Origin of the sequence: Martelella mangrovi (genome assembly GCF_040545495.1) — a bacterium.
Lineage (GTDB): Bacteria > Pseudomonadota > Alphaproteobacteria > Rhizobiales > Rhizobiaceae > Martelella > Martelella mangrovi.
In genome coordinates this window covers 419090-431529 of record NZ_JBEPLY010000001.1, presented here as the reverse complement: position 1 = coordinate 431529, position 12440 = coordinate 419090, and the positions used below count along the sequence as shown (strand labels likewise).

The 12440-nt window shown below is 59.6% G+C and carries 11 protein-coding genes; 3 read left to right on the top strand and 8 right to left on the bottom strand.

Going from position 1 to position 12440, the window contains the following annotated elements; translation table 11 throughout:
* Positions 1-47: 47 nt before the first annotated feature.
* From ABID12_RS02030 to ABID12_RS01995, 8 genes are all read right to left on the bottom strand, one after another.
* Complete coding sequence (locus ABID12_RS02030) at positions 48-1085, bottom strand: UDP-glucose--hexose-1-phosphate uridylyltransferase (RefSeq protein WP_354432892.1); 1038 nt, start codon at positions 1083-1085, stop codon at positions 48-50.
* Positions 1086-1126: 41 nt separating this feature from the next.
* Positions 1127-2284 (bottom strand): galactokinase, encoded by a 1158-nt coding sequence (locus ABID12_RS02025; protein ID WP_354432891.1) that lies wholly within the window; start codon positions 2282-2284, stop codon positions 1127-1129.
* A 169-nt stretch (positions 2285-2453) separates the two neighbouring features.
* The gene (locus ABID12_RS02020; protein WP_319518130.1) at positions 2454-3713 is read right to left on the bottom strand and encodes an ABC transporter substrate-binding protein; all 1260 of its coding nucleotides are present in this window, start codon (positions 3711-3713) and stop codon (positions 2454-2456) included.
* A 14-nt stretch (positions 3714-3727) separates the two neighbouring features.
* Positions 3728-4462 carry a DUF624 domain-containing protein gene (locus tag ABID12_RS02015; RefSeq protein ID WP_354432890.1) on the bottom strand — a complete coding sequence of 245 codons (735 nt, stop codon included), beginning with the start codon at positions 4460-4462 and terminating at the stop codon, positions 3728-3730.
* Positions 4463-4498: 36 nt separating this feature from the next.
* Positions 4499-5608 carry an ABC transporter ATP-binding protein gene (locus ABID12_RS02010; RefSeq protein WP_354432889.1) on the bottom strand — a complete coding sequence of 370 codons (1110 nt, stop codon included), beginning with the start codon at positions 5606-5608 and terminating at the stop codon, positions 4499-4501.
* 30 nt (positions 5609-5638) lie between these two features.
* Complete coding sequence (locus ABID12_RS02005; RefSeq protein WP_354432888.1) at positions 5639-6814, bottom strand: glycoside hydrolase family 88 protein; 1176 nt, start codon at positions 6812-6814, stop codon at positions 5639-5641.
* 5 nt (positions 6815-6819) lie between these two features.
* Positions 6820-7656, bottom strand: coding sequence for a carbohydrate ABC transporter permease (locus ABID12_RS02000; protein ID WP_354432887.1), 837 nt, complete (start codon positions 7654-7656; stop codon positions 6820-6822).
* Between the two features lie 12 nt (positions 7657-7668).
* Positions 7669-8610, bottom strand: coding sequence for a carbohydrate ABC transporter permease (locus ABID12_RS01995; RefSeq protein WP_227023688.1), 942 nt, complete (start codon positions 8608-8610; stop codon positions 7669-7671).
* 304 nt (positions 8611-8914) lie between these two features.
* On the opposite strand from ABID12_RS01995, the gene ABID12_RS01990 reads away from it, so the two are divergent.
* The 3 genes from ABID12_RS01990 (at position 8915) to ABID12_RS01980 (ending at position 12426) form a co-directional block, all read left to right on the top strand.
* A complete protein-coding gene (locus tag ABID12_RS01990; protein ID WP_354432886.1) occupies positions 8915-10705 on the top strand; it encodes a heparinase II/III domain-containing protein in 1791 nt (596 codons plus the stop codon).
* Between the two features lie 11 nt (positions 10706-10716).
* A complete protein-coding gene (locus ABID12_RS01985) occupies positions 10717-11505 on the top strand; it encodes a DUF7402 domain-containing protein (RefSeq protein WP_354432885.1) in 789 nt (262 codons plus the stop codon).
* Between the two features lie 162 nt (positions 11506-11667).
* Positions 11668-12426 carry a FadR/GntR family transcriptional regulator gene (locus ABID12_RS01980; protein ID WP_354432884.1) on the top strand — a complete coding sequence of 253 codons (759 nt, stop codon included), beginning with the start codon at positions 11668-11670 and terminating at the stop codon, positions 12424-12426.
* Positions 12427-12440 lie beyond the last annotated feature (14 nt).

Genomic DNA, 12440 nt, shown 5'->3' with positions numbered 1-12440 from the left:
GGCAGCAGTCTGCCGCCGGCCTTCATAATCCTGGTTCTGCCGGTTGATCAGCCAGCGAGATAATGGGTTTCGGGGAGATCACGCAGCCGGTCGGCGGCCTGTTCGGCGGTCAGATCGCGCTGCGGCGAGCCGAGCAGTTCGAAACCGACCATGAATTTCTTCACTGTTGCCGAGCGCAACAGCGGCGGCAGGAAATGGGCATGCATCACCCATTCATCATGATCATGACCATCGGTCGGGCGCTGGTGGAACCCCATGGAATAGGGGAAAGAGGTCTTGAACAGATTGTCGTAGCGTATGGTGATCTTCGACAACGCCTCGGCAAGATCCTCGCGTTCCTTCTCCGTCATCTCTTCCATCGAGCGGATATGACGTTTGGGCAGCACCATGGTTTCGAACGGCCAGACCGCCCAATAGGGCACCAGCACCACGAAGCCGTCATTTTCGAACAGGATACGTTCGCCAAGCGCCAGTTCCTGTTGCAGGTAGGCCATCAGCAACGGCGTGCCGTGCTTTTCGTAATAGGCACGCTGATTTTCGGTTTCCTTCGCCGCTTCATTGGGCAGGCTGCGGCTTGCCCAGATCTGGCCGTGCGGATGAGGGTTGGAGCAACCCATCATCGCGCCACGATTTTCGAAGATCTGGACATGGCTGATATGGGGGTGGATGCCGAGTTCTTCATATTGGGCAACCCAGGTATCGACCACCTTGGCGATATCGGCGACCGGCATGCGGGCGAGTGTGAGATCATGGCGCGGCGAAAAACAGATGACGCGGCAGATGCCGCTTTCGCCTTCGGCCAGCAGCAGCCCGTCCTCGAAGCGCTGTTTCGGCGCGTCCTCGGTCAGCGCGGCAAAATCATTGTCGAAGACGAAGGTGCTTTCATAGTCCGGGTTTTTCTCGCCGTTGATGCGGGTATTGCCGGCGCAAAGATAGCATTCCGGATCATGGGCGAGCATATCCGGCACCACCGCATCCTCAACCTGGCCCTGCCAGGGGCGTTTGGCGCGATGGGGGGAAACCAGAACCCATTCGCCGGAAAGCGGGTTATAACGGCGATGCGGGTGATCGGAAAACATGTTCATCGGCTCAAGTCCTTGTCGTCTCGTTCATCCGGCCATCCCTTTTATTGGTCAAGGGGACCGGCGCCATCCTGCGGCGCGCAGGCAAAAATATCGGAGGTGTGGCCCGTGGCCTCACGATAGGCCACCCGCACATTTTCGATAAAGCCATCGACGGCCTCGGCGGCAACCAGGGCGACCACACAGCCGCCGAAACCGCCGCCGGTCATCCGCGCGCCGAACACGCCCGGCTGGTTCTGGGCGATATCCACCAGCGTGTCGACCTCCGCGCAGGAAATCTCGTAATCATCGCGCATCGAGGCGTGCGACGCGTTCATCAACTGCCCGAAGGCTTCGAGATCGCCGCGCTCCAGCACTTCGGCGGCCGTCAGCACACGCTCGTTTTCGGTGACGATATGGCGGCAGCGGCGATAGGTGAGTTCGGGCAGGAAATCACGGTTTTCCTCAAGCGCGGCGAAGCTGACATCGCGCAGCGCCGCAATATCGCCGAGCGCAGGCGTCAGCAGGCGCACGCCCTCCTCGCAGGAATTCCGGCGCTTGTTGTATTCGCCATCGGCAAGTGCATGGTGCACCATGGAATTGGCCACCACGATGCGCGCCTTCGGATCGATCGGCACCGGCTTTCGCTCAAGCGAGCGGCAATCGATCATCAGCGCATGGTCATGCACGCCGTTGCAGGAGATGAACTGATCCATGATGCCACAGCGCATGCCGACATAGTCGTTTTCCGCCTTCTGGCAGATCTGGGCCAGTTCGACGGTATCGACCGCATGGCCGGAGAGCGAAAGCAGGGTGTAGCCGACCACCACCTCGAGTGCGGCCGAAGACGAAAGGCCGGAACCGACGGGAACACTCGAAGACACCAGAATATCCGCACCGGAAATCTGTTTTCCGGCCGCCTCGAGCATGACGGCAACGCCGAAGGCATAATCCGTCCAGTCACCGCGCGGCGTATTTCCCGCCGCCGAAAGGTCGATTTCGGCGCTTTGGCCATTGTTGAGCGAGTGAATGCGGATGATGCGGTCATCGCGCACGGATGCCGCGGCCTGCGCCTCGAATTCGAGCGCTGCCGGCATGACAAAGCCATCATTGTAATCGGTATGTTCGCCGATCAGGTTCACCCGTCCGGGCGCGCGGAAAAGCTGCGGGGTGCCGCCGAAACGCTCCGCAAAAGCCTCACGCAGTGAAACGGTGTCAACCATGATCCCCTCCCTGAATTACGACGCGCATGTGATGCTGAAAGAACGGTATCGTCAACCTGACATATCAAGAAGACGGACTTTTTTTGGCAGGGCTGCCGAAAGAATGAAGTGCAGAAGACACGACACGCCCCGGCCGCAAGGCCGGAGCGTGCAATTTTACAAAGCGGGTTTACTTGTTCAGGACCTGCTGAACGCCCTCATCCATGTCCGCCAGGCCATCTTCAATCGAGATGTTGTCGGTCATGATGTTGTCATGCGCCCGGTTGAGCACAACCTCGATATCGGCCGCTTTCAGGTTGACCGGCATTTCGAGATAGCTGCGAACCGTCTTCAGAGCGCCCTTGCTGGTCTCGTCTTCCGGAAAGCCCTCCTTGGCGGCGATCGTCGCCAGGGCGTCATCGGTCATCAGCGCCGGGAAGGTGCCGGTTTCCGCGATCACCTTGGCGCCTTCGGGACCGGCAATGAAATTGGCGAACTTCATCGCCGCATCCTTGTGCTCGGAATTGGCCGCAACACCGATGGAGGTAACCGTGGCCGCCGTTGTGCCGGCCTCGACGCCCTCGATATGCGGATAGCGGGCAATGCCCCAGTTGGTCGCCAGCGATTCACCGGATTCGACCTTCTGGATCTGGGTGCCGATAAACCAGCTGCCCATCGGCATCATCGCGACAGCGCCGTTGTAGAACGGACCGGAATAATGCGTGCCGGAGGTTTTCAGCTGGGCGTAGGACTGTACCGCGCCGTCTTCCTGAAGGCTCAGAACACGCTCATAGCAGGGCGCAAGAAACTCGTAGGAGCCGCCATCGAGCGTGTGTTCGCCATCCATGATGCAGGGCAGTTGCACGGTCGAACGCCATGTATGGAACAGGCCGCCATAGGTCTTGTTGGCGCCGAAACCGGTTGTCAGCGCACGGGCCTTTTCGGCAAATTCGTCCCAGGTCATGTCGTTGGTCGGGTACTCGACACCCGCTTCGTCGAACAGATCCTTGTTGTAATACAGAATCCAGACATCCGAACGGAACGGCAGGGCGTAGATGTTGCCATCAACCGTCAGCGCCTCGATCAGCCCGCCATAGGCTTCGGTATCTATGCCGTTTTCCTTGATATCTTCGGTAAGCGGGGTCAGGAGATTGGTCCGCACAAGGTTTGCATAGCTTGGCGTGTCCTTCACCAGAACGACGTCGAGGTCCGAGCCGCCGCCGGAAAGCTGGGTCATCAGCATTGCCGGAAAGTCGGCCGAACCAAGATCGGTGTGTTCAACCTCGATATCGGGATACTTGGCCTCGAAGGCATCGATGATCGGCTGGTAATAGGCCGTTGCATCCCAGTCCCAGAGCGCCCAGTTGATGGTCGTCTTGTCCTGTGCCTGGGCAGCAAGCGGCATCAGGCCGACCGTTGCCAGAAGGGTCAGTTTGAGCAGATTTTTCATGATTACTCCTCCGTTTAGGCGCGCTTTTGCGCCGTTGCCATGGTTTGCGCGTCCGGACTATCCACCCCCCTGATACGGGAGAACGCGAAACCGGTTGCCTTGTGCGCCGAAAATGCCAGTGCGAGCGCGCCAAGGGAAAAGTTGAAGACCACCGGGGTGAACACGGTGACCGGATAAAAGGCGATATGGATGAGCCAGAGCGCCGCCACGAAAACGAGGCCCGCCAGCACCGGCAACGGCCGGGCAAGGGCTGCCAGAAGCGCCACCTGCAGCAATCTCTTGCCGGAAAGCGGAAACCGCGTCAGCGCTGAAAACAGGCAGACCGTGACCGCGGCCACAAAAGCGATGACACAGACACCAATGGCGACCGGGACGACATAAACCAGCGCATGGCGGGCAAGCTGGCCATAGATATAAACCGCGTAGCCTGACAGGCCGAGGATCAGCGCGGCCAGAAGCCCCCAGCCCGTGGCCTTTAGAAAATAACGGCCAAACGCGCGGCGGAAATCCCGCCAGAGCCAGACGTTTTCGTCCTCGATCATCACATTGGTGATGCTCATGCCGGCGGCCAGCGCGGCAGGCGCGGTGACCACGGGAATGGAACACACCAGCATCAGCAGGTTAAGCCTGAACAGGTCCCAGGCCTCGCGGAAAATGATGAAGGCGAACAGGGCAAGACCCTTCTTCTTCGGCGCATTCTTGGGAATGCCCGGTCCTTCACGCATCATCCAGTTGGTCAGCCAGTTCATATGAAGACGCCTCCCGCGCCCCTCAAACCCGTTGTGCTAGTAAAGAATGGATTGCTCCGTTTCCTTGTCGAAAAGATGCGGATTGACGAGATCGGCGATCAGCTCGATGGTTTCGCCATCCTTCGCCGTGCAGCGCGGAGACACCCGCGCGATCATGTCATGGCCGTGTGCGGTCATATTGAGGTGGATTTCAGCCCCCATCGGCTCGGCCAGATCGACCAGCGCCGAGAACGGGCAGGTAAGCTCCGGCGCGATATCGTAGGGCTGGGATTCATGGAAATTCTCCGGCCTGAGACCGAGCATGATTTCCTTGCCCTCATAGGGCGCCAGCCTGTCTGCCTTGTCGCCAACATGCAGCGGAAACGCCGTCTCATGGAACCGGCCGATCCAGTTGTCGCCGTCACGCTCGACGGTGACCGGCAGCATGTTCATCTGCGGCGCGCCGATGAAGCCGGCCACGAACATGTTGACCGGGTGGTCGTAGAGCATCTGCGGCGTATCGACCTGCTGGATATAACCGTCCTTCATCACCACGATCCGGTCGGCCATGGTCATGGCTTCCACTTGGTCGTGGGTCACATAGATGAAGGTGCTGTCGAGCTGGCGGTGCAGCTTGGTGATTGCCGTGCGCATCGAACCGCGCAGCTTGGCATCAAGGTTCGACAGCGGTTCGTCGAGCAGGAATACCTCCGGATTGCGCACCATGGCGCGGCCCAGCGCCACGCGCTGGCGCTGACCGCCGGAAAGCGCCTTCGGCTTGCGGTTGAGGAGATGTTCGATATCGAGAATTTTCGCCGTTTCGCGGACCTTCTGATCGATCTCGGCTTCCGGCGCCTTTCTCAGCTGAAGTCCAAATGCCATGTTCTTGTAGACCGTCATATGCGGATAGAGCGCATAATTCTGGAAGACCATGGCGATATCGCGTTCCTTTGACGGCACATCGTTGACAAGTTCGTCACCGATATAGAGTTCGCCCGAGGAAACCTCTTCCAGCCCTGCAATCATCCTGAGCGTGGTCGATTTGCCGCAGCCGGAGGGGCCCACCAGAATGATGAATTCCTTGTCGGCGATTTCCAGATCGATGTCGTGAACGACTGTCAGCGCGCCGTATGTTTTTCTCAGTTTTCTCAGCGAGATACCGGACATAATCGTATCCTTTTCAAACCGCCTCGGGCGTTACCAGTATGAGGACCAGTTGCGCGAAAGCCGCGTCAACGCCTCGAGATAATAGTAGTCGCCCCAGGAGACGCACTCGTCGACGCCTTCCGGCGTGCAGGTGTTGTAGGGGGTCTTTTTCGAATAGGTGCCGTGGAGCACGAGACCGTTGGAGACCGCCGGGTCCTTCACGGCATAACCATCGGCGAGGCTCTTCACGAAACGCTTGGCGATATCGCGATACTGTGCGGCCTCCTCGCCGCCGACAATGTCGGCCATTTCGAGGAGGCCGCAGGCGACGATCGCGGCGGAGGAGGAATCGCGCGGTTCGTTATCGCCGTCTGAAAAGATCATGTCCCAATAAGGCACCATGTCGGCCGGCAGGCGCGTCATGAAGAAATCGAGCGCCTTCTTGAACATGGTCGCATATTCCGGTTTCGGGTCGTAGCGGTAGGAGAGCGCCAGCCCATAGACCGACCATGCCTGCCCGCGCGCCCAGTCGCTGTCGTCACGATAGCCCTGAACGGTGACGCCCTTCACCGGACCGCCGGTTTCAGGGTCCATGAAAAAGGTGTGATAGGTCGATCCATCCTCGCGGAAGGAATGAGCAAGCGTGGTTGCCGCATGAATGCGGGCGATATCGCGATATTTTTCATCACCCGTCTCGCGGCTTGCCCAGTAGAGCAGCGGCAGGTTCAGCAGGCAGTCGATGATGTAGCGGTAGTTTTCCGCAGCGCCCATCTCGCCCCAGGCCTGAATGAAGCCGCCGACGTCATGGAAACGCGCAATCAGCTGATCGGCAGCCAGGATCGCGGCCTTTCGCCCGTCCTCGTCGCCCACCAGTTTCCAGGCGGCAACGCAGGTCGGCGAATAGAGAAAGCCCATATCGTGGTGATCGACTTCAATCTTGTTCTCGATCCGGTGCAGGAAGCTCTGCACCTGGATCTGGGCGGCGTGCTGAAACACCTTGTCGCCGGTCAGCTCAAAGGACAGCCAGATCTCGCCCGGCCAGAAACCGCAGGTCCACTGGTCGTTGTCGATCGCCGGATAGAAATTATCGACGCTCGAATGGTTCTGCTGGCGATAGGTGAAGTCCGGCAGGTTGCGACGCACCTGTGCGACGGCGACCTTGATGGCATCGGCGACTTCGGCATCGGTGATCGGGGCGACGGCGGTGATTTTCTCGTAAGCGGTCATCAGGATCAGCCTTTCAGTCCGGCATTGGCGACGCCTTCGACGAAGAAGCGCTGGAGCGCCAGGAAGACGGCGAGAACGGGGATGATTGCAACGACGGAGGCGGCCATGATCAGCCCGTATTCGGCCGAATACTGCGAGATGAACATGCGAAGACCGATCTGGATGGTCTTCAGGTCCGTCTGCGTCAGGTAGATCATCGGGCCGAGGAAGTCGTTCCAGGCGAAGACGAAGGTAAAGATCGTCAGCGTCGACAGGGCAGGCTTCGACAGCGGCAGCATGATCTTCCACCAGATCTGATACTCGTTCATGCCGTCGACGCGCGCCGCCTCGCACAGTTCATCCGGGATCGACATGTAGAACTGCTTCATCAGGAACACCCCGAAGGCGGTAAACGCCTGCAGCGCAATCAGCGCCCAGTGGGTGTTATAAAGCCCGAATTCCCGCATCAGGATGAACTGCGGCACCATGTAGACCTGCCAGGGCATGGCGATGGTGGCGATGTAGCCGAGGAACAGCACATCGCGGTAGGGAAATTTCAGCTTGGCAAAGGCATAGGCCGCGAACGACGAGGTGAACAGCTGCAACAGCGTCACCATGATCGTGATCTTGGCGGTGTTGAACACGAACAGGCCGAGCGGGATCTTGGTCCAGATCTGCACATAGTTGGACCAGCGCGGATTTTCCGGGATCCAGTGGATCGGAAACTCGAAAACCTCGCGATTGAACTTCAGCGACGCCGACAGCATCCACGCAAACGGCAGCAGCATGATGATCGTGATGACGATGATCAGCGCATAAAGAGCGATGGTGGACAGTTTGATCTTGCGACCGAAAATTTTCATCTCACCCTCTCCCTAATCAAGGCTGCGCGAAAAGCGGAACTGGATCAACGTCACGGCCAGAACCAGCACGAACAGAACAAGCGCGACCATGCTCGAATAGCCGAGATCCCAGGAGATGAAGGCCTCGTTGTAGATGTGGTAGACCAGCACCAGCGTCGAAGTCCCCGGCCCGCCTTGCGTGATCATGTAGACCTGGTCGAACACCTTGAAGGAGTTGATGGTCAGCATCACCGAGACGAAGAAGGTGGTCGGCGCCAGCTGCGGCAGCGTCACGTTCCAGAACTTCTGCCAGGAATTGGCGCCATCGAGATCGGCTGCTTCATAAAGTTCACGGTTCACGCCCTGAAGGCCGGCCAGATAGATCACCATGAAATAACCGGCCTGTTTCCAGATGCCGAACAGGATGATGGTGACCATCGCCCAGTCCTTGTCGGCAGCCCAGCCCGGCAGGTTCTGCGGATCGATGCCGAACGTGTAGAGGATCATGTTGACCGGGCCCATTTCCGGGTTGAACAGCATGTTCCAGACCACGGCGGCAGCCACCAGCGAGGCGACATAGGGGAAGAACATCGCCGCGCGGAAGAAATCGCGCCCGAAAATCTTCTTGTTCAGCAGCATGGCGAGACCGAGCGAGCAGGCCATGGTCAGCGGCACGGAAAACACCGTGTAGATGATCGTGTTCCAGAAGGCGGCCTGGAAGGCCCGGTCGTGAAACAGCTCGAAGAAATTGGCAAGACCGGCGAATTCGATCGGGTTGGAGCCGTCCCAGTGCATGAAGGCAAGGGCGAAGGCGAAGATGATCGGCCCGAGCGTGAAGACGGCAAAACCGATAAAGTTCGGAGCAATGAAGGAATAGGCGACGAGGCTGGCGCGCCGCTTCTGCTGACGCTTGGTCAGCACGCGACGTTTTTTCCTCGTTTGCCCGCTCGCGGTATCCAAGCCGGTGGCAGCCACATGACCCTCCCATCCTTGGGATTGCCACATCGGAACAACCCCGGAATGCTTTTAGCGACCGCCCTGACGGACGTTCGCGATTTTGACTTATCCTATCTTCGTAAAAGATATAATACAAGTATCCCAAAATGTATTTTTTTGACTAAAATTTATCACATATATGTGCTAGGGGATAGCCAAGTCCGGATTCCGGAAGCCGCCTTTGACAGCGTCAGGCGCGCAGCCGAAGACGGAAAAAGAACAAGTTGGAACCATGCAGAAACCCCTTTGCCGCAAGAGGGTCACCCGGTTCCGGGAGGACGGAATGTTTCGTGAGCGCCTTGAGGCCTTGCCCGATATTTTTGCGCAGTTCGCGCCGGCCTGGCCCTATGCCGACCGCGACAAATGGTCATCCCTGCCTCAAGACTACGCGGCCCGACTGACGAAATCCGCCGAAACCTGCGCTGCGGAATGGCCGGCTCTCACGGCAAGCGGATACCGCGCATTTTCCCTGAGCGGCGACCGCATCGGCTACGAGACCCCCTACATGCGGCGCCGGCGCATGCTGAATGCGCTGGCGCTTGGCGAATGCGTTACCGGTGACGGGCGCTATCTCGACCGCATCATCGACGGCGCAATGCTGATTGCCGAGGAAAGCGGCTGGCAGCTGCCCGCCCACAATGTCTATATCCGCGACGCGAAGGCGCTGCCGCTGCCGGACCCGCGCCGCCCTGTGGTCGACCTGTTCGCCGCCGAAACCGGGGCCCAGCTGGCCGTGCTTGCCGCCCTGTTCGAAACGGAACTGGATGCGGTCACGCCGATGATCGTCGCCCGGCTCGATCACGAGATCAGCCACCGCATCATCAGGCCCTATCTGGAAGAACATTTCTGGTGGATGGGCCGCGGCGACGAGCCGATGAACAACTGGACGGCCTGGTGCACCCAGAATGTTATGCTCGCCGCTTTCGCCCGCCCTTTCGACCAAAAGACACGCCGAAGCGTCGTCGAAAAGGCCGCGGCCAGCCTCGATTTCTTCCTGAAGGATTACGGCGAGGATGGCGCCTGCGAGGAAGGCGTGCTCTACTACCGGCATGCCGGGCTCTGCCTGTTCAACGCCCTGAATATCCTCGCGACGGTCGCGCCCGATGCCTTTGCGCCGCTGTGGCAGGCGCAAAAGATCCGCAACATCGCTGAGTTCATTCCGCATATGCATGTTGCCGGCGATCGCTATTTCAACTTCGCCGACTCATCCGCCCGGGCCGGCTTTTGTGGCGCACGCGAATATCTCTTCGGAAAGGCCGTCGGCTCGACGCTTCTGACCGATTTCGCCGCCGCCGACTGGAAAGAATCGCCCGCCCCCGACGAGCCGGAAGAAATCAACCTGTTCTACCGCCTGCAAGGCGCAATGACAGCCGGCGACCTTGCCGCCCACACGGCCCCGCGCCCGACCGCCAGCGACCGTTTTTTCCCGAGCATCGGCCTGATGACGGCGCGCGACAATCGCTTCGCGCTCGCCGTCAAGGCCGGCGACAATGGCGACAGCCATAACCACAACGACACCGGCAGTTTCACGCTTTACAGGGACGGCAAGCCGTTCCTCATCGATGTCGGCGTGGAAAACTATACAGCCAAAACCTTCTCTCCCCGCCGCTACGAAATCTGGACCATGCAGTCCGCTTTTCACAATCTGCCGAGCTTCGACGGCATCATGCAACAGGATGGCGAAGCCTTCGCGGCAAGCGATGTGGCCGTTTCGCTTGAAGACGACCGCGCCTGCATTTCGATGGACATTGCCGGCGCCTATCCGGGCGAAGCGGGCGTCAGGCGCTACCACCGGGCAGTGGCCCTTACCAAGGGAAAAGGCATCGAAATAACAGATACATATCGTGGCGACCGGAAAGCCACGCTGTCGCTGATGGTCGTTGAGCGCCCGGAGGCGACGGCGGAACGGATCACCCTTCCCGGCCTTGGCGAGATCGCCGTTGAAGGCGGCGGAAGGCCGCTGGTCGAGGCAATCGCGATCACCGATCAGCGCCTCAGGGCCGCCTGGCCCGACACACTCTATCGCATCCTTATTCCCCTGAACGGCGAAACGCTCAGGCTGACAATCAATTGACGGAGACCCCCATGGAGATCACACTTTCCGTTCTCGACAAGACCGGACAGGTGCGCGCCCGCAAGACCGGCACGACGGCCGTTTCGCTGTTTTATCGACAGGCCTATGAAGCCGGCGACCGGATCACCGTCGAGACCGACAGTCCGGACGTGTTCGTGACGCTGAATATCGACAATGCGCTGGCGCCGGCCATTGTTCTGCTGAAAGAGCGCAGTTTCAGCTTTCCCGTTCCCTTCGGCGATGCAAAGACCGTTTATGCGCCGACAGCCTTTTCAGGCGACAGCCACCGAATTTCAGCCCATGTCACCGGCGAAGACGCGCTTTCCGGCACCCGCAATATTGCCCTCAACCCGACAGATCATCACGGCAACGACACCGCCTACCCGCATGCTTTTGCCAGCGTCGAGACTCGAGGCGAGGCGGCCTTTGCCGCCCGCAACGCCATCGACGGCGAAATCGCCAGCGACGACCACGGCTTCTGGCCCTATACAAGCTGGGGCATCAACCGCGACCCGGACGCGACCATGACTGTCGACTTCGGCCGCAGGGTCATCGCCCATTCCGTCGTGCTTCATACCCGCGCCGACTTCCCGCATGACGCTTGGTGGACCGCAGCCCGCCTGACCTTCAGCGACGGTCACAGCATCGACATTCCGCTTGAAAAAACCGGGGTCGGCCAGCGCTTCACCTTTCCCGAACGCGAGATCGAATGGGTGCGGCTGGAAAAACTCATCAAGGCAGACGACCCCTCGCCGTTTCCAGCATTGACCCAGATCGAGGTCTGGGGTCGCGAAACCTGACTTCAGCGCTCCACTCATCTCCTTTATAAACAATGTTATATTGCATTTCGGGCCAACTTATCATACAATTTTCAGCACTGAATCGAACATGGTTGTCCGTCGACCCTGCTTTCGCAGTGAAAAGCCCGCTGTGCTGAGGACGGATCTCGAAGGGGATGAATTTTGACCACGCAAACCGCCGCCCGCAACGGAACCCTGGTCTACAAGGTCAGCGAGGCACTGCGGAAATCCATTCTGGACGGTGAGTTTCTGCCCGGAGAGAAACTGCCGAGCGAGGCCCGCCTGACCCAGGAGCACGGCGTTTCCCGCACGGTGGTGCGCGAGGCGGTGGCCGCGCTCAGGTCCGACGGGCTTGTCGAACCGCGTCAGGGCGCCGGCGTCTTCGTGCTCGATCCGATCGCCTTTGCATTCAGGAAAACCAAGCCGACGGTCGATTCCGACCGGATCTATACCTCGCTCGAGATTCTCGAAGCCCGCACGCCGCTCGAAATCGAGGCGGCCGGCCTTGCGGCCCTCAGGCGCTCCCCTGCCCAGGAGGAAGAGATTTTCGAGCGCCATGCCGCCGGCATTGCCGGGCGCAATGACGGCAAGGCCTGGAGCGATGCCGATATCGGCCTGCATCTGGCCATCGCCAAGGCCACCAACAACCCGCTGTTCGCGACATTCCTGGAAATGCAGGGCACGTCGATCATCCCCCAGACCGGCCAGATCGATACCGACGAGGGCGGCGAAATCGCCTATCGCAGCCTGCTGATCAAGGAACATGAACGCATCGTCTTCGCCATTTCCAACGGCGATGAACAGGGCGCGCGCGATGCCATGCGCGAACACCTGAAAGGCAGCCTCGAACGTTATCGCAGTCTTTTGCGTGAGGAGCGGGTGCGCCACATGGCCCGCCTGCAGCAGGACAGCGAAAACTGAACAGCCCGCCCGAC

Excerpts from the sequence above, each read along its gene's own strand:
- ABID12_RS01990 (WP_354432886.1), top strand. The coding sequence starts at position 8,915 with ATGTTTCGTGAGCGCCTTGAGGCCTTGCCCGATATTTTTGCGCAGTTC.
- ABID12_RS02020 (WP_319518130.1), bottom strand. The coding sequence starts at position 3,713 with ATGAAAAATCTGCTCAAACTGACCCTTCTGGCAACGGTCGGCCTGATG.
- ABID12_RS02030 (WP_354432892.1), bottom strand. The coding sequence starts at position 1,085 with ATGAACATGTTTTCCGATCACCCGCATCGCCGTTATAACCCGCTTTCC.
- ABID12_RS02015 (WP_354432890.1), bottom strand. The coding sequence starts at position 4,462 with ATGAACTGGCTGACCAACTGGATGATGCGTGAAGGACCGGGCATTCCC.
- ABID12_RS02005 (WP_354432888.1), bottom strand. The coding sequence starts at position 6,814 with ATGACCGCTTACGAGAAAATCACCGCCGTCGCCCCGATCACCGATGCC.
- ABID12_RS02025 (WP_354432891.1), bottom strand. The coding sequence starts at position 2,284 with ATGGTTGACACCGTTTCACTGCGTGAGGCTTTTGCGGAGCGTTTCGGC.
- ABID12_RS02000 (WP_354432887.1), bottom strand. The coding sequence starts at position 7,656 with ATGAAAATTTTCGGTCGCAAGATCAAACTGTCCACCATCGCTCTTTAT.
- ABID12_RS01985 (WP_354432885.1), top strand. The coding sequence starts at position 10,717 with ATGGAGATCACACTTTCCGTTCTCGACAAGACCGGACAGGTGCGCGCC.
- ABID12_RS02010 (WP_354432889.1), bottom strand. The coding sequence starts at position 5,608 with ATGTCCGGTATCTCGCTGAGAAAACTGAGAAAAACATACGGCGCGCTG.